Origin of the sequence: Heyndrickxia sp. FSL W8-0423 (assembly GCF_038009395.1) — a bacterium.
GTDB classification, from domain to species: domain Bacteria; phylum Bacillota; class Bacilli; order Bacillales; family Bacillaceae_C; genus Heyndrickxia; species Heyndrickxia sporothermodurans.
The window spans coordinates 3,263,335-3,280,656 of record NZ_JBBPBE010000001.1; the positions used below are offsets into that span (position 1 = coordinate 3,263,335).

Genomic DNA, 17,322 nt, shown 5'->3' on the forward strand with positions numbered 1-17,322 from the left:
ATTACCTTATTTCACAATATCTTTTTTATTTTAACATATATTTTATCAATAAAGAAAAGAAGACAGAAAATTATCTGCCTTCATTATAATCGTCTATTAAATGGCTCCATGTTTCAACAATCGGAGTCTCATTCATTTTATTTACGCCTTCATAAATGGTGATTTTTTGTAAGTCTTGAAAGTAACGTGAACTATGTAAAAACACTTGGATAATTAATAAAAACATAAAATGAATGACAATTAATTTTATAAACCAGCGCTCAATTGTTTTCAAAGGCTTCCACTCCTCCAACAACGAATATTAGTAATTTGTTTTTCATTATTGGGTTTATGGAAACATTTTATACGAAGTTACTAAAAGTTAGTTTTTTAATAATCCTTTTTTTCGTAACTCTAGCTGCTTTTCAAAGCAAAAGCGGAATAAAAGCTGTTTATCTTTTTCTTGAATATCAATAAATTCGATTGAAGCTATATTTTTTTCTCCTTCATTAATACGAATGATTTTAAAATTTGTTTGAATATAGTGATATTCTCCTGAATGCATTGGTAGAACAAGTATCATATTACCTATTTCATTTTGGACAAGCTTTATATTATTAGGTAATAATACTGCGCATCCTCCTGCACTAACATCTTCAGTAATCGTAGTAAAATGACAATTAGATTCTTTACAATTTATTGAAATGTCAATAGCGGCATTCACACGAACAAATTGTCGCCGTTGAATTTTTTTAAATGTTTCCTTAGGTGGCAATTGTAAAATAATTAATGGGATATTCTTTTTTATTTTTCCTATTACTTGAGTTCGAAATTGGTACGCCACGTTGTTTTCGGTAATAAAGACTGCATTTAATTGAAATGAATTTAAAAGAAAAGCAGTACGGTTTGTCGTTAAGCTAATAGGATAATCAATATAAATTTTATCCTCATCGATATCCGCTATTTTGCATTTATATTTCTCACCATCATCTTCTAATGATTCAAGCGTAAGGGCCGTTCCCACATTTAGCATTCCCTTGCAATCCTTCCTAATCAAATTTAATTATATAATTATTATGACATTACTATTTGAACTTTTCTAGAAAAAAAAAGAAAGGCAAGCGCCTTTCTTAAAGAGTGTTTTCATAAACCTTTTCGGCATTTTTTAACTTTTCTACTTTTTCCTCTACACCCGAATCGGCATTAATAAAAATTCGATACGTATCATTATTTAGTGTCCCTAAAAATTCATAGCATAGGACTTCTTTTCCTAAGTCATTGACTATTAGGGATCGTCGATCTTCCATGATTTTCAAATTTGGATTTATATGTTTTTTTGCTTCTTTTTTACTTAATTTAGGGTTAGGAATATTTCGTTTCTTTTTATTCTTTAAAAGATCTTGTGCAGTGAAGCCCACTATTTCACCATTATCTAAGGCTATTTTTATTTTTAATGTCTCGGGGTATATTCTAATACCATTTTCAACTGTTACAAATGAATATACCCCTATCGTATCGTATTGGGTCGTTTCAAATTCTTCCATATTTTTAATATGATTATTATCGATAAACTTTTTCGCTGAGCTCATTCCTTCATTTAAACTAAGCTTTTGCTTTGCAATATCCCTTCGTTCAATAAAATAAATAGGGTGACCGCCTTTTTTAGTAATATCTATATTTCCTTCATTTCCGTTACTATCAACAAAGGTCACACTAAAAAACCCAAATTTTGAACCTTTTCCACTTTCAGTTACTTTCACCTTTGAAAGGTTATTCTTATTTGTAAACTTTTTCGCAATCTGAATTGCTTCTTCCTTGCTAATTTTTTTCCCTGGTGCATCCTCAAAGTTTTGATTTTTCTTTTGATAGCTCATTAGTGAGGGATCCGTCATATTGGATTCGTCGTAACCCTTAACCGTTTTTTCCACGGTTTTAAAACCATCAATAATCGTGTTATCGGATGCTTCTTTTCCCGTTGCAAGGGCCATTTCAACGTCCATCCAACGTAAATTATTTTTTAATACAAGATGTTGTACTTTACGCAATTCATCCTGAATGTTTGCACTTTGTGAGTATAACTTTTTTAATGTTCCGTACTCATCTTTTGTGAGAGGTTCTTTATCTAAATCTCTTACTGCTGTTCGATAGCTGAATTTACCGATATTTGAAAGAAACTCCTCTGTTTTGTTGAATGGTAATAATGTTAAAGGCAATTGACCGACATTATTATGGGCTTCAGATGTTAACCTCCAAACATCAGCAAGTGCAGGCGACAATGATTTTCTGGAATTCATCGCTAATGTCGTACCAATTTTGTCATGTAAAGTATCCATTTGATAAGCTAAATCATGAAATGCTCGTTGGTAATTGTTTTCAGCATTCATTAATATTGCGTTTTTTTCCCGATGTTCCTGATAGCCCCAAGCGCCTGTACCAATTACCCCGAGCGTAAGAACTGTAATTATAATACCTCTAATCATTTTTCTCCCCCTTTACATACAAAAGATGTGTTTTCCAATCTTCTTAATTTGCGGTCTTGACCAGATCCACTTACTTGTTGCTGTTTCGGGATTAAAATAATACAAAGCTTCACCAGTTGGATCCCAACCATTTATCGCGTCAATAACTGCTTTTCTTGCAGTTTCATTCGGTGTTAACCATATTTGCCCGTCCGCTACAGCCGTAAATGCTCCAGGTTCAAAAATAACTCCGGACACAGTATTAGGAAATGAGGAACTCTCAATTCTGTTTAATATAACAGCAGCTACTGCAACTTGTCCTTCATACGGTTCTCCCCTAGATTCACCATATACCGCATTCGCCAATAATTGGATATCATTTTGTGAGTAACCGTTTGGAACATTGGCAGCACTAACTTTTGATGTATTCGATGGTTTTTTTGTTGTTGTTTTATTCGCAGACGATTTCTTTGGTTTAATCTGTTTACTGATATCTACACCACCGTAGTAAGTAAATTCATTTCCTTTTTTAATTTGGTCTTTTACAAATGCCTTATTATAATTTGAAGCCTTTGCTAATTTAGCTTTTGTCTTTGACCCGGCAAGACCATCTATTGGCAATCCGAAATCCTTTTGAAAATTTCGCAATGCCCAATAGGTACCCCAACCAAAAACGCCATCAATTTTCCCTCGGTAAAAACCAATATTTTGCAAACGTGCCTGTAACTCAATTACATCATCACCTACCGCTCCTTTTTGTATCACCTGATTAGTAAAAGCTTGAACAGGTTTTTCCTTGCTTGATAGTGATAAGGTCATGAGACAAAGCATTAACACGAACATGACTTTTAACAAAGTGTTATACTTCATTCTATCTTAACCCTCCATAAAATGATTTAGAATTAAAGCTAGTTTTTGTTCCAAGAGGGTTTTTATTCAAAATTTCATAATAAAAAACAATCGGACATATTATCCGATTGTATTAATTGTTGATTTGTTGTTTTCCGTTACTACTTCATGATGATTTTTCGAAAGGATATGGGCATGTTTTACTTTCTTTAATGCTAACCACCAAAGAAATAGCATAAATGGGATCATATAATAAATCCATTTCGTCTTTGATAAAAGGATATAATCATATGAACCATGAAGAATTAGTGGAATGGAAAAAGAATAGATCAATGCTTTCTTCTTTTTTAAATGATCAACTGAAAATTTAGCTTTTCCTAAATAATATCCCATTAATACGCCAAATAATGCATGACTTGAAACAGGTAATAATGCTCGCCCAAACGCTGTCCATACGCCATCTGCAAATAAATACAAAATATTTTCCACAGTTGCAAAACCAAGTGAAACACTAGCACCGTAAACAATTCCATCGTAAGGCTCGTTAAAATCTCCTAGTTGGTACACAACAAAATAGAGGATAAACCATTTAAAAAACTCCTCTAATAATGATATATTAATAAATGCATTAAAAATATTTCCTTGTAATACATGCTCTGTCATTAATACATGCTGAATAAACATGATTGGGAATGTAAGAAATGCACCAAATAAAAATGCTTTAAAAACAGATTGAATTGGTTCAAATTCATATTGATCCTTTAAATAAAAATAACTTAATAAAGCTAAACCTGGTGCTATTCCTGCTGATAATATTACCAGCATTTTTCGTCCTCTTTTCTATAACGTTTTTTTAATCGTAACATGTATAATATAGAATGAAAATATTTTATTCAAAATTTGGAAAAGCTTTGTTTTTTTATGGGGGTATATTTGATGAAAAAAAACATTTTAGTTGTGCATACCGGTGGAACTATTTCAATGTTTGAAGATAGTGAGACAGGTGCCGTTAAACCCGGAAATGAAAATCCTTTGTCAACTCAGACAAAAGGTTTAAATAATTTAGCAAATCTAATCATTAAGGAACCTTTTAACCTTCCTTCTCCACATATTACAATGCAAGAAATGCTTCAATTAAAGAAAATAATTGAAGATGAGGTGAATCAGAATAAGATTGAAGGGGTAGTTATTACACACGGAACAGATACACTAGAAGAAACTGCCTATTTTCTTGATTTAACGATAGATCTTGAAATACCTATCGTTGTTACAGGAGCAATGAGGTCAAGTAATGAAATTGGTTCCGATGGTTTATATAATTTAATCACTTCAATTCGTGTTGCAGCATGTGACGATGCCAAAGGAAAAGGTGTTCTAGTTGTATTAAACGATGAGATTCATACTGCGGAAAACGTTACGAAAACACATGCGAGTAATGTATCGACTTTTCAAAGTCCTCAGTATGGACCAATTGGAATCATTACAAAGCAGGGAGTATTTTTTCATAATACCCCTACCCATAAAGAAAAATACGATATCGATCAAATTTCAAAAAGAGTAGCATTATTAAAAGCCCATGCTGGAATGGACTCGTTACTTTTTCATTCCATTCTCGATTTACAATACGATGGAATCGTCATTGAAGCATTAGGTCAAGGTAATATGCCCCCTGATACAGTGGAGGGAATTAAATCGTTAATCGAGGCAAATATTCCTACGATCATCGTCTCAAGATGCTTTAATGGAATTGCTCAAGACATTTACGGATATAATGGCGGAGGAAAACAATTAAAAGAATTAGGTGCCATTTTTTCAAATGGTTTAAATGGGCAAAAAGCTAGAATAAAGCTTTTAATTGCACTTTCACAAACAAACGATATGAAAGTTATCGAAGAAATGTTTCATTAAATAATATTAGCAAAAGACCTGTACCTCGTATGGTACAGGTCTTTATATATTTAACAAGCTCATGTTATGGGCAAATACATGAAGCGATAAGTTCTCCGTGAAAACGTCCATTCTCAATAAATATTTCATTCGCATTATTACCAGCAGCAATTACACCGGCGATAAATATTCCTTTTATATTTGTTTCCATTGTATTCGGATCAAATTCAGGTTTACCTGTTAACGGATCAATCGCTACTCCCATTTCCCGTAAGAAATGATGATCCGGATGATATCCAGTCATGGCGAAAACAAAATCATTTTTAATTTCCTTAACTACTTCATTCACGCGATATTTCACAGTACTTTCCGTAATTTCTAACAGCTCCGCCTTAAATTCTAAAGTGATTTGGCCGTTTCGTACTAAAGAATCGAACTCAGGCAAAATCCAAGGCTTTACGCTTTTAGAATATTCTTCTCCTCTATATAAAACCGTTACATTTGCCCCTGCTTTATTTAATTCAATCGCTGCGTCAACGGCAGAATTTTTCCCACCTATAACGACTACATTTGTATTAAAATAAGGGTGTGCTTCTTTAAAATAATGAAAAACTTTCTCTAAATCTTCCCCCGGTATATTCATATAATTTGGATGGTCATAATATCCCGTTGCTATTACTACATTTTTCGCAGTGTATTCTTTTTTACTTGTCGTAAGGATGAAACTTTCATCATTTTGTTTTGTTATCGTTTCAACTTTTTCAAATCGATTGATACGTAGGTTTTTTCTTTTTACAACTTCTCGATAATACGTTAATGCTTGATTTCGTCTTGGCTTTAAATTTTCGTTGATAAATGGAACTCCACCAATTTCTAATTTCTCACTCGAACTAAAAAATGTTTGATGTGTTGGGTAATTATATATAGCATTAACGATATTCCCTTTTTCGATAATGAGCGGGTCAATTCCTTTATCCTTTAAAGCGATTGCTGCTGAAAGACCACATGGACCTCCCCCGACAATAATACACTCTTCTGTTTGCATTGTTGCCACCTCTTAATTCCTTTTGAATAATATTAAGTAAAGTATATAAAAAAACTCCCATCTATAATGATAGGAGATTTTTATGATTGCTGCAATGTTCGTGCTAAATCCAACCTCTGAAACGGGAAGCTTCGGCTGATTTTCTTACCCCTACCATGTAGGCAGCTAGTCTCATATCGACTCTTCTTGTTTCAGCAGTGTTATAAACATTTTCGAAGGAATGCACTAAAACTTTTTCAAGTTTTTCATCTATTTCTTCTTCTGTCCAATAATATCCTTGGTTATTTTGTACCCATTCAAAATAGGATACAGTAACCCCACCAGCTGAAGCTAATACATCTGGTACCAGTAGAATACCACGGTCAGTTAAAATTTGTGTAGCTTCTAAAGTGGTTGGACCATTTGCAGCTTCTACTACGATTTTTGCACGAATATTATGTGCATTTTCTTCCGTAATTTGGTTTTCGATTGCAGCCGGCACTAAAATATCACAATCTAATTCAAGCAATTCTTTATTTGAAATGGTACTGTCAAACAGTTTTGTAACTGTACCGAAGCTATCACGGCGGTCAAGTAAATAATCGATGTCTAAACCATTCGGATCATATAATGCGCCATAAGCATCAGAAATCCCAATTACTTTAGCACCCGCATCATGCATAAATTTAGATAAAAAACTTCCAGCATTACCAAATCCTTGAACTACGACTTTTGCGCCTTCAAGGTTAATTCCGCGTTTTTTAGCCGCTTCACGAATACATATAGTAACACCTTTAGCAGTTGCCGTTTCACGTCCGTGAGAACCACCTAACACGAGTGGTTTACCGGTAATAAATCCGGGTGAATCGTTTTCACGCAATCTGCTGTATTCATCCATCATCCATGCCATTATTTGCGAGTTTGTAAATACGTCCGGAGCTGGTATGTCTTTCGTAGGACCTACGATTTGACTTATGGCGCGAACATAACCGCGACTTAAAGCTTCTAGCTCACGAAACGACATTTCACGAGGATCACAAATAATTCCGCCTTTTCCTCCGCCATACGGTAAGTTAACAATACCACATTTTAATGTCATCCATATTGATAATGCTTTAACTTCTTTTTCAGTAACATTAGGATGGAATCGAATTCCTCCTTTTGTTGGACCAACAGCATCATTATGTTGTGCACGGTAACCTGTAAAGATTTTGATCGAACCATCATCCATACGTACAGGAATTTTCACTGTTAATAAGCGCATTGGTTCTTTTAATAATTCATAAACTTCTTCAGGATAACCTAATTTTTCAAGTGCTTTGTGAATTACTGTTTGTGTAGACTTTAATACATCATGTTTCTCTTCTAAAACTTGATTATCTGCACCCGTCTCGGCTGCCATTGTTGCAAACCTCCTAAAAATCAATCGGTATTAAGTATTCATGCTTTCAGACATAGTATACACTTTTACTGTATTTATGCAAGATAAATGAGGATACTTTTTCGATTTTTTGTAAACGCTCTCAAACGTTTGGAGATTCATCAAAAGTTTTTATTAAAGCATAGAAATGACCTGAACATGAATTTCTGTAACAGGTCATTTTTCACACTATTTTAACGTTTGAAATAGTTTGCTAGTATTTGTAGTGCATCGTGATCAATAATGGTTGTTCCATACTCCTCAAGCATATAGACCGACAAATTCGTCTTTTCTCCAAATTCCTCGCAAATGGTCGAAACAGGTTGTTGAAACGGAAGAATTAAAAAGTATTGGTCTTCAAATAAAATTAATTTACTATTCGCCTGCAACTGAAGATTTTCCAAATAAAATGCAAGTGTGATGACGTCTTCAATCGATTCAAAAATAAAGATAGAATAGCAACTTTTTGTCGAGAGAAATGGTTTTGATTGATTTTCTTCTTGAAGGGAAAGTTCGTCCATAGTTAATATTAAAACGATCTCACTCGAATTTAATGAAAAGATTTCAATTGAGATGGTATCCGGTATATCACATTGATATTTCTGTTTAGCAATTTCCACCATTTCATCAAACAATTCATACCATATAAACGATTCGAATTCTTCCTCATGCAACCCTTTATCTAAAAGCTCTTCGAAAGTAATCGAATACTTAATTTTATTTTGGGATATTCGTTCTAATTTCATTAAATCCGCCCCCTGATATGGCTTCTAATACCATACTATGTGAGCGAAAAAAGAAGGTTCACTTAAAAATCGGGACGTAATGATAAAAAATCCTCCCAATAAAACACAAGGTGGATTTTCTATTTATTCGTTAGTCTTCAGTAATATTTAAAACACGGAAACCGGAATCCTCCAAACTGTTAATAAATTTATCGATATTATCACGTTTTTCGATTTTTAAAATAATTCTTCTTACTAATTTATCGGTTTCATCAAAAGTAACTAGTGATATTACCGACTCATGATATTGTTGGATAATATTAGCTAATCTCGCAATACGTCCTTCGACCTCGACAGAGCTAAATGCGATCCGAATTCCCGGACGTTTAATTCCAAATGCACTTTGGAATTGCTCTATAACATCAAATCGAGTGACGACACCTAAAAATTTCCTTGCCTCATCCACTACTGCAAATAAAGGGAAGTCTTTTAACTCAACTAATGTATTTTCGAAGATTTCGGTCCCTTGAAAATAAATCTCTTGATGTGTCGCTATTTCACTAACTTTCTTTGTTTTTAAAAATTCTTCCTTTGGCATTTCGGAATTAAAAAAGTTTTTATAAATATGATAATGAGTAATCATTCCAACATACTCATCTCCACTTAAAACCGGTAGTCCGTCCACCTTTTTAGACCTTAACACCTGTAACGCATGTTCGACTGTATCTTCTGCATTCACATAAAAACAGCGAGATTTAGGAATCATTATATTTTTCGCAAACATATGTAATCACCTCATTAAATTAATCCACCATGCATGTATATTTCAACATTATTCGGAAAATACCCTTTAAATGATTAATTTTTTTTGCCGAAAAATACAATCGCGTTTTTATTAATTGGATTTTTGACATGATGGACAATATTATTCCATAAAATTAAATGATGACAAATTTAGGAGGGAGAATTATGCCTACGTATTACAAAAGCTATAAACCTTATATAAGCCCATTTGATCCTTGTCCCCCGATAAAAGTGAAAACTTTTTCAACACCGCCTAACTTATATATAGATTTTCAACCACCCAATTTACCACAATTCACACCACAAGAAGCATTACGAAAGGGAACATTGTGGCAACCGTTATATGATCCATATTTTAGTCCATATGAAAGAGCAAAGGAGTGAAAGAAAGTGCCAAAACCAGTACCTCCTGAATATTACAAAATGATGGAAGAATTACAGGTGCTAGATTTTGTCATTGTCGAACTAACATTATATTTAGATACACATCCTGGTGACCATGATGCTATTCAGCAATACAATTTATTTACTCAACAACGTAAGAAAGCAAAAAAAGAGTTTGAAAAACAGTTTGGGGCCTTAACAAGTTTTGGCTACAGTTATTCACAAGCTCCTTGGGATTGGAAAAATGCTCCATGGCCATGGCAAGTATAAAAAATTTATTTTGAAGGAGTGAATTTTGCTAATGTGGGTATACGAGAAAAAACTCCAGTATCCGGTAAAGGTGAGCCAATGTAACCCTATGCTTGCTAAATTTTTAATTGAACAATACGGAGGGGCCGATGGAGAATTAGCCGCTGCACTCCGCTATTTAAATCAAAGGTATACAATTCCTGATAAGGTCATCGGATTATTAACAGATATCGGAACCGAGGAGTTTGCACATTTAGAAATGATTGCAACAATGGTGTATAAACTTACGAAGGATGCTACCCCAGATCAATTGAAGGAAGCAGGTCTTGGTGCTCATTATGCGAATCATGATAAAGCCCTTTTTTACGAAAATGCTGGCGGTGTTCCTTGGACCGCAACATACATTCAAGCAAAAGGAGATCCGATTGCAGATCTTTATGAAGACATCGCAGCTGAAGAAAAGGCAAGAGCAACTTATCAATGGATTATTAATATGAGCGATGATCCAGATATTAACGATAGTTTAAGATTTCTTAGAGAACGTGAAATTGTACATTCCCTTCGATTTAGAGAAGCAGTTGAAATTCTTAAAGAAGAAAAAGGGAAAAAGAGATTTTTTTAGTATCGTTGTTACTTACTTTCATGATATAAATTAATATTATATTTTTCTTTCATCATTTCAAATACAACATTTCTAGATTTCCAAGCTTCATTTTTCCATAAATCTTTGCTTCGATCGATAATCTCACATCTTAACTCGTGGTACTCTTTTTCCGCTTTTTCTTTTTTTTCATATAACACTTTTGTCGCCCCAAATGTCCCTATAGCAATAAAAAGAAAAAACAGATGATTATTTTCACCGACGATAATAGAAAATATATCCGCAAAGGAATAAGAGTAAGGCTCTAAAATGAAGTAGTATAAAAAATAAAGGCAAGTAAAACTATAAAGAACACTTATCCATAGCAAAATAATATGACGTTGTTTAAGTCTATCGAATTTTAACTTTCGATCGACTAAATTTTGCAACATTTGCTTTGTCGCTTGATCTGTAAGTTTCAAAGATATAATTGATGAATCCATAACTATCCCCCCATTAAAATTCTATGAGCAAGTCCATAATGTATGTCAGAAAATCAATTGTTATTTTGCTTAAACAGAAAAAAGATAGCAAAAAAATGCTATCTTTTTTCTGTCTAAGCACACGCTATGGTAAATGAATTTGTAACACTTGCCCTACCATTAATCCGTCATTCGTTATATTGTTCCATTGTTTTATTTTTTCGATTCCTTCTTCGGAATGATAATACTTCATCGCAATGCTGTAGAGCGATTCATTCGCTTGCACAGTATGATAGACGATTTTCGAATCTTGCTCTGAATTGCTTTGTGTCTCTCCATTTTCTATTTTTTGCCCTTTATCAATTGTTTGTTCATCAGGTAAATCCGCGACTTCTTGTTCCTGATCCTTGCTTTCCTGGGGTTTATCTGTATTAGTACCAGAGTCTTCTATTTCATAAGAAAACTCATTACCAGTAGAAGTTTCTGTTGAACTCGGGAAAGGCGACTTTTTTAACAAATCAGTATAGAATAACAAACTTGCAATCGGCAGTAATATAAAAAATACTAATAATATCCTTAATAAAGGGAACTTTAATTTCTTTTTTTTCTTCTTTTTTGATTGATTTCGTTGTCGTTGTACTTCGCTTCTAGAAGGTAACGTTTCAGTTGACTTTTCATTCAACTGTTTCGATTCCCAATAATTTTCTACGGAAACTTTATCAATTCTTTTTCTTAATCGTTCAACTTGATCACGATAAGGATCTGTCGTCATATATTTCACCACCAAGCCCTTATTCCATGTTTTTATTTTTAGATTTAATGATGAGTCCTAATATAAAATCGATTGTAAAATGCATCATAATCGTTGTCATCAAATTGTGTTGAGACCATTCATATACAAGTCCGAGCCAATAACTTAATAGTAAAATATTCACAATTAAAAACCAATGTCCCCAATACCGAATGTGAACAATTGCAAAAATTACACTTGCAATAATTAAACCAAAGTGTGTTTGGATAACACCCCTAAATAGAAGCTCTTCACAAACTGCAATGACAGCAGCCAAAAAGGCAATTTCTAAAATAGAACGATTCTTAAAAATTTTTTCATTAATTCCGCCATCATCGTAAAAATGATCGGGAAGTATTTTCATACAAACAACATCTAAAACAACAATAGCAATTCCATTTGTTATCCCAAGTGTAAAAATAGATGAATTTAATTGAAATAAAGTTAAAAAAGACGAAAAGTCTTTAAATAAAAAGAAGGACGAAATCATTGCAATGACTACTAGGATTAATTGAGTGATATATAAATGAAAAGATAATTCCTCTTTTGTTAACTGTTTAATGATTTCGGCTTGCTTATTTCTTTTCATTCTTTATCGCCTCTTAATAATAAATTCTTCAACAATAATTGCCAATTTTCATTTTGACCTTCAATAGTTTCCGGAATGTCAGTTTGATAATTTTCGATATGTACACCGCAAACATCGCAACAATCTTTTACATTCGTAACTTTCCGTTCCTGAAAGTATCGTAAAATACCTTCGCGTCGACATGTCGTAGATTTTACCCATTTTACCATTTCATTTAATTTTTTTTGTTTATATTGCACACGAAAATCACGAATCCGTTTAACACGTTTTTCCACTACACTCTTATCATACTTCTTTTGATAATAGGTTAAAAACCGCAATTGTATTTCTGTTAAGTTAAGTAGCGATGCCTCATTACTATTCTTATTTAATAAAAAAAATTGTTCAATCTGATCATCCGACGGTAATTCATTTTCAAAGATTTGTAATGGTAAAAATTCATCTCCCGGTGAATACAAAAGTATGGCAATACTTTTTTTACCGTCCCTTCCTGCTCGTCCAATCTCTTGCAAATATGAGTCCAGTTGATAAGGCATATGAAAATGGATAACAAAACGAATATTTTCTTTATTAACGCCCATCCCGAATGCACTTGTTGCACAAATGACTTGTAATTGATTATGTAAAAATTGTTGTTGAATTAATATTCTTTGTTCTCTATCCATTCCCCCATGGTAGGCAGCCGTTTGAGCAATTCCATTATTTCTTAGTAAAGCGGCCATTTCTTCTGTTAACCGTTTGCTAGAAAAATAAATGATTCCCGGCTTTTGCAGTTGTTTTACAAATTGTAGTAACTTTTTAACTTTATCATTATAATTGGTCGTTTCTTCTACAACTAGTACAATATTCGGACGGTCAACAGAATATATTAATTGATTTACATCGTCTAAATTTAAATGTTTTATTATATCGGCTCTAACATCTTCCGTAGCTGTAGCAGTCAATGCAAGGGTAGTTGGATTTTTCAGCTCGGATCGTATCGTACTCAAACTTAAATAATCTGGTCTGAAATCAGGGCCCCATTGCGAGATACAGTGGGCCTCATCTACGACAAAAAGCGAAATATCCATTTGCTTTAGTTTTTGTAATACTTCGTTATTCGTTAACATTTCAGGAGAAGTGTATATAAATCGATAATTTTGTAGTGAATGAATAATTTGTCTTCGTTCCTTCGGTTCTAAAAAAGAATTTAATGCGGTAACTCTTTTTTCTCCGTTTATTTTTAACTGTTCAACTTGATCTTGCATTAGTGAAAGTAAGGGGGAGACAATAATAACAATACCTTTAAGCAAATAACCAGGAAGTTGATAACATAATGATTTTCCTGTTCCGGTAGGCAGAACAGCTAATGTTTGCTTTCCTTCCAAAACCGAAGTAATGACCTCTTCTTGTCCAATCCGAAACATATCATAGCCAAACCGTTTATTTAAATGGTCATATAAATTTATTTTCATTCCCATTCCCCTTGTTTTGCGAGAGCTAATCGAATTTGGAAATATGTAACTTCTCCGACTGTTTCCTTAATTGGTTTCAGTTTTTTGGGTGAAATTCTCTCGGAAACGTTTATAATTTTTTGCTCTAATTCTTTATTCAAGTACGGTGAAATATCAAAATCAGAATTGTTTAAAACAATTTCTACGATATGGTCTTGAATCGTACTTTCCTTTAACTTTCTTTTCTTTGCAACTTCAGAGACATTATAACCTTTGTTTATTAATAAAAATGTTTCGTATGTGGAATTTGTAAGTGGTATATTGCGATATTTATCTGACAATAACGTATACAATATCGGATATTGCTTTTTATCATTTATACAAGTATCTATTATATAGTGAATTAATAACAAATAACGAAACCAATAATCATATTTATCTAGGGAGAAATGCTCTGCTGCTTGATCCATCGTCATTCCAATTTGATTTTGGCCAGTTAAACGAATGATAAAAAGCAAAGGATCTTCGGGCGGGTTATTAGAAAAGATGGAAGTTAATTCCTGATAAAGCTGTTTTGCTTGGTGTTCTTTGTCGCTTTTTTGACTTTTCAGGAATGACTTAACCCACCTTTGAACCTCTACATCACTTTGAATTGGGTAATACTTTTTTTTATTATAAATAGCATTTGATAAAACTTGTATTAATAAATTTAGCCGCTTCCAGAAAACGATAGCGATATCTTGGTATTTTAGCCCATTAAAATATTGTGGAATTGGTCGATGGTTAAAATAAGTGTTCAGTTCTTTTTCTCCATCGGGTGTTACAGTATATTTATTCAGTTCCGTTTCTCTAATTAGACCCTTTATTTTAAGATCTTGAACGGCAGCATCAAATGTTCTTCTTTTTAAAGGGGGAAAGAATTGAAAAAACTGTCCGATTCTAAATAAGTGAGCATCCTGAATAGTTTGAGATGATTTTTTCCCTTTTAACAAATGATAAATCGAAAATACTGTTCGTGATCCATTTAATTTTTTTAACATCAGTAATATTAAGGCTTGTAAAAACGTCATTTGTTTTTACCCCTTTTGTCTTTTTATGTCTAATTTTATCATGAAAGTGTTGATTATTGTTAATATTATTGCTTACAAATGAGACGCATAAAAAATTAAAAACTTTATTTTAATCCTTATCTATTGAAAAGTACTGTAATGAGTTTTATTATAATGAAGGATGTAATGGTCATTTTAAAGGTTAATGAATGATATAGATTATTAGGAGGTCACATATATGCCAAAATATACAATTGTTGATCAAGATACATGTATTGCTTGTGGTGCTTGTGGAGCTGCGGCACCGGATATTTATGACTACGACGATGAAGGTATCGCTTATGTCATTTTAGACGAAAATAAAGGTGTAGTAGAAATCCCCGATATTTTAGAGGATGATATGATTGATGCTTTCGAAGGCTGTCCTACTGACTCTATAAAAGTAGCGGACGAGCCTTTTGATGGAAATCCTTTAAAATTTGAAGACTAAAAAAGCAAGTGCATGTAATAATGCACTTGCTCTTTTTTATATATTATTAATCTGGGCTTGTTTATTGATCCACTTTTGCATTTTTGCAAATATAAGCATAAATATGATCGTAACTAATGCCCCTTTTATAAGATTAAATGGCAATATACCAGCCACGATATAATCCTTTACATTTCCAACATCAATATGCAACAATGCTAAGTAAGCAGGAAGAATAATGATGTAATTGAGCACACTCATTAAAACAGCCATGATAATGGTTCCGATAATTAGAGCAAATGTCATTCCTATTTTTGTTTTCATACGATTGTAAACAAAATAAGTTGGAAGTACGAATAAGAGTCCAGCGATAAGATTAGCTACATTCCCGATTGGAATTCCTACATCACTAATATGGGTTAAGTAATCTAATAAATTTTTTATCACTTCAACTATTATTGCTCCGATAGGTCCAAAAATGAGTGCTGCAATTAATGCGGGTATATCGCTAAAATCAACGGTTAGATATGAATAGACTGGCAGTACAGGAAACTTAATGAACATTAGAACATATGCCACACTACTCAACATGGCAACACCAACAAATTCCTTTAAACGTAATTTTCTCAACTCTCTCTCTCCTTTTGAGATTCATCTCATGTCAGAAGAAAGTGGCCTTAAGCATACAATAAATAAACCCCCAAGGAAATTACCTTGAGGGAGAATTAATGGCATGCTCAAATAATATTCAAAAATGCAATTTTTGAATAAATTCAAATTTTACTTTTGAACAGCTTCAAAAGTATTTTGAACATAACTATTCAAGCCTGCATTTATGAATACCGGCACCTCCATCTTCTCCCATCCAGACTGTACTGTCGGCTTTGGAATCTCACCAAATCCTGCCCAAAATTTCTAGGCTCGCGGGCTAATAAGCATGTTAAAAAAGCTTCATTACCGCCGGTCGGGAATTTCACCCTGCCCCGAAGACGAATCATATTATTTTTACATGTAAATTATATCTTAAATACATTATTTTGTGAAGCGATTTGTTTTGATTTCAATGTTTTATATTCTTTCCATTGTTATTTATTTGCTTTTATTATGATTTTTTGTTTTGGATGGATGAGATCAATATTTTCTAACTCATTCCATGATTTTAGTTGTTGGATTGAAACATGATAGAATCGGGAAATTTTACTCAATGTATCCCCTGACTTGACGACATATACTTTCTCGTTTTTCAACTTATTGCCTACTTCATATTTTTCTTGTCTTGATTTCGATACTTGTTTAGGTTTTTCTATATTTTTTTCAATAAATGCTCTAGCCGCATTATTTGTCTTTGTTTCACTTACCGTTAATTTTCCAGATACATTAACTACGCCATATGGATCATGATTTAAAGCAAAAACATATTGACCTATTTCCCCTTTACCAAATACTAAAAAAGGATCAATCGCATTTTCCTTATGAATTTTCCATTTACCTTTATGTACTTCAAAGTGGAGATGTATCCCTGTCGATTGCCCGGTATTACCCATCAAACCGATTTTTTCTCCTTTTTTTACCTTTTGGCCTTCATTTACAATTCGTTTATTCAAATGGGCATAAACTGTCTCATATCCGTTATCGTGGTGAATAAAAATAACATTTCCATATGACCCTGAATAGTAAGAACGAACCACTTTACCATCTGCAACTGCATAAACACCGGATTTATATTTTCCCGCAATATCCAAACCTTTATGTATACCACCACGCGAATCGAATACGTCGGATATTTCACCTTTTGCCGGGAAAGTCCATTCATTTGTTTCTTTATTTATACTATTTTCAGCCGCTTCGGCTCTTCCGCCAATTAGAATTAAACCTACACAAATTGCCATTAAAGCTACAATAAGTATTCTTTTTAAAAAGTCAAGCATATTTTTCCTCCTCAAATAAAAACTCTTGCTAAAAACTAATATGACTGCTTGTTTTTTTTTAGAACCTAGCCCACTTTTTGAAATTAAAACGTAATGCAATTGAAATGAAGCTAGAATAAAATGCCAATATTAAGTTTGCTAGAGCAAAACTTATTTTATGCTAATTGGGAAATTTTATACAAAAGAACAAAAAAAAGCGCAATATTTTGCGCTTTTGCTATC

Annotated in this window: 21 protein-coding genes and 1 riboswitch; of the genes, 5 read left to right on the forward strand and 16 right to left on the reverse strand. The window is 33.1% G+C overall.

Features of this window, described 5'->3' with window-relative positions; translation table 11 throughout:
• Positions 1-70: 70 nt before the first annotated feature.
• From MKY81_RS16685 to prsW, 5 genes are all read right to left on the reverse strand, one after another.
• Entirely contained in the window at positions 71-274 is a 204-nt protein-coding gene (locus MKY81_RS16685) for a YpfB family protein (protein WP_066228695.1), read from the reverse strand.
• A gap of 87 nt (positions 275-361) precedes the next feature.
• Complete coding sequence (locus tag MKY81_RS16690; protein WP_066228698.1) at positions 362-1,012, reverse strand: flagellar brake protein; 651 nt, start codon at positions 1,010-1,012, stop codon at positions 362-364.
• A 97-nt stretch (positions 1,013-1,109) separates the two neighbouring features.
• Complete coding sequence (ypeB, locus tag MKY81_RS16695; protein ID WP_325945997.1) at positions 1,110-2,459, reverse strand: germination protein YpeB; 1,350 nt, start codon at positions 2,457-2,459, stop codon at positions 1,110-1,112.
• 12 nt (positions 2,460-2,471) lie between these two features.
• Positions 2,472-3,269, reverse strand: coding sequence for a spore cortex-lytic enzyme (sleB, locus tag MKY81_RS16700; protein WP_425319827.1), 798 nt, complete (start codon positions 3,267-3,269; stop codon positions 2,472-2,474).
• Positions 3,270-3,407: 138 nt separating this feature from the next.
• On the reverse strand, positions 3,408-4,112 hold the full coding sequence (gene prsW / locus MKY81_RS16705) for a glutamic-type intramembrane protease PrsW (protein WP_066228709.1): 705 nt from the start codon (positions 4,110-4,112) through the stop codon (positions 3,408-3,410).
• A 111-nt stretch (positions 4,113-4,223) separates the two neighbouring features.
• On the opposite strand from prsW, the gene MKY81_RS16710 reads away from it, so the two are divergent.
• Positions 4,224-5,195, forward strand: a complete 972-nt coding sequence (locus tag MKY81_RS16710; protein WP_181294262.1) for an asparaginase — start codon at positions 4,224-4,226, stop codon at positions 5,193-5,195.
• A 64-nt stretch (positions 5,196-5,259) separates the two neighbouring features.
• On the opposite strand, the gene MKY81_RS16715 is transcribed toward MKY81_RS16710, so the two are convergent.
• The 4 genes from MKY81_RS16715 to MKY81_RS16730 all read right to left on the reverse strand — a co-directional run bounded on the left by MKY81_RS16715 (position 5,260) and on the right by MKY81_RS16730 (position 9,127).
• Positions 5,260-6,219: a YpdA family putative bacillithiol disulfide reductase gene (locus MKY81_RS16715; RefSeq protein WP_066228714.1), complete on the reverse strand. Its 960-nt coding sequence runs from the start codon at positions 6,217-6,219 to the stop codon at positions 5,260-5,262.
• A gap of 103 nt (positions 6,220-6,322) precedes the next feature.
• Positions 6,323-7,600 (reverse strand): Glu/Leu/Phe/Val family dehydrogenase, encoded by a 1,278-nt coding sequence (locus MKY81_RS16720; protein WP_341118372.1) that lies wholly within the window; start codon positions 7,598-7,600, stop codon positions 6,323-6,325.
• A gap of 212 nt (positions 7,601-7,812) precedes the next feature.
• Positions 7,813-8,364 (reverse strand): adaptor protein MecA, encoded by a 552-nt coding sequence (locus MKY81_RS16725; protein ID WP_341118373.1) that lies wholly within the window; start codon positions 8,362-8,364, stop codon positions 7,813-7,815.
• 130 nt (positions 8,365-8,494) lie between these two features.
• Positions 8,495-9,127 carry a CBS domain-containing protein gene (locus tag MKY81_RS16730; RefSeq protein ID WP_341118374.1) on the reverse strand — a complete coding sequence of 211 codons (633 nt, stop codon included), beginning with the start codon at positions 9,125-9,127 and terminating at the stop codon, positions 8,495-8,497.
• Positions 9,128-9,312: 185 nt separating this feature from the next.
• Between MKY81_RS16730 and MKY81_RS16735 the strand changes: the two genes are divergently transcribed.
• From MKY81_RS16735 to MKY81_RS16745, 3 genes are read left to right on the forward strand one after another with little or no spacing between them, the layout of a single operon-like run.
• Positions 9,313-9,531, forward strand: a complete 219-nt coding sequence (locus MKY81_RS16735; RefSeq protein ID WP_066228725.1) for a spore coat associated protein CotJA — start codon at positions 9,313-9,315, stop codon at positions 9,529-9,531.
• Between the two features lie 39 nt (positions 9,532-9,570).
• Entirely contained in the window at positions 9,571-9,801 is a 231-nt protein-coding gene (locus MKY81_RS16740) for a spore coat protein CotJB (RefSeq protein WP_341118795.1), read from the forward strand.
• A gap of 31 nt (positions 9,802-9,832) precedes the next feature.
• A complete protein-coding gene (locus tag MKY81_RS16745; protein WP_066228731.1) occupies positions 9,833-10,402 on the forward strand; it encodes a manganese catalase family protein in 570 nt (189 codons plus the stop codon).
• An 8-nt stretch (positions 10,403-10,410) separates the two neighbouring features.
• On the opposite strand, the gene MKY81_RS16750 is transcribed toward MKY81_RS16745, so the two are convergent.
• From MKY81_RS16750 to MKY81_RS16770, 5 genes are all read right to left on the reverse strand, one after another.
• Positions 10,411-10,863: a DUF2663 family protein gene (locus tag MKY81_RS16750; RefSeq protein ID WP_341118375.1), complete on the reverse strand. Its 453-nt coding sequence runs from the start codon at positions 10,861-10,863 to the stop codon at positions 10,411-10,413.
• Between the two features lie 124 nt (positions 10,864-10,987).
• The gene (locus tag MKY81_RS16755; RefSeq protein WP_341118376.1) at positions 10,988-11,614 is read right to left on the reverse strand and encodes a LysM peptidoglycan-binding domain-containing protein; all 627 of its coding nucleotides are present in this window, start codon (positions 11,612-11,614) and stop codon (positions 10,988-10,990) included.
• A gap of 19 nt (positions 11,615-11,633) precedes the next feature.
• Positions 11,634-12,221 (reverse strand): CPBP family intramembrane glutamic endopeptidase, encoded by a 588-nt coding sequence (locus MKY81_RS16760; protein WP_108071352.1) that lies wholly within the window; start codon positions 12,219-12,221, stop codon positions 11,634-11,636.
• Positions 12,218-13,669, reverse strand: a complete 1,452-nt coding sequence (locus tag MKY81_RS16765) for a RecQ family ATP-dependent DNA helicase (RefSeq protein WP_445663939.1) — start codon at positions 13,667-13,669, stop codon at positions 12,218-12,220. Before MKY81_RS16765 ends, MKY81_RS16760 begins: the two co-directional genes overlap by 4 nt.
• 2 nt (positions 13,670-13,671) lie before the next feature.
• Positions 13,672-14,724, reverse strand: coding sequence for a helix-turn-helix domain-containing protein (locus MKY81_RS16770; protein ID WP_108071348.1), 1,053 nt, complete (start codon positions 14,722-14,724; stop codon positions 13,672-13,674).
• 217 nt (positions 14,725-14,941) lie between these two features.
• On the opposite strand from MKY81_RS16770, the gene MKY81_RS16775 reads away from it, so the two are divergent.
• On the forward strand, positions 14,942-15,193 hold the full coding sequence (locus tag MKY81_RS16775) for a ferredoxin (RefSeq protein WP_107921437.1): 252 nt from the start codon (positions 14,942-14,944) through the stop codon (positions 15,191-15,193).
• Positions 15,194-15,229: 36 nt separating this feature from the next.
• Here MKY81_RS16775 and MKY81_RS16780 read toward each other — a convergent pair whose 3' ends face one another.
• Together MKY81_RS16780 and MKY81_RS16785 are read right to left on the reverse strand one after the other, a co-directional pair.
• The gene (locus tag MKY81_RS16780) at positions 15,230-15,802 is read right to left on the reverse strand and encodes an ECF transporter S component (protein ID WP_107957842.1); all 573 of its coding nucleotides are present in this window, start codon (positions 15,800-15,802) and stop codon (positions 15,230-15,232) included.
• Between the two features lie 219 nt (positions 15,803-16,021).
• Positions 16,022-16,167, reverse strand: a riboswitch (FMN riboswitch).
• A gap of 90 nt (positions 16,168-16,257) precedes the next feature.
• Positions 16,258-17,100, reverse strand: coding sequence for a peptidoglycan DD-metalloendopeptidase family protein (locus MKY81_RS16785; protein ID WP_341118378.1), 843 nt, complete (start codon positions 17,098-17,100; stop codon positions 16,258-16,260).
• Between the last annotated feature and the right edge of the window lie 222 nt (positions 17,101-17,322).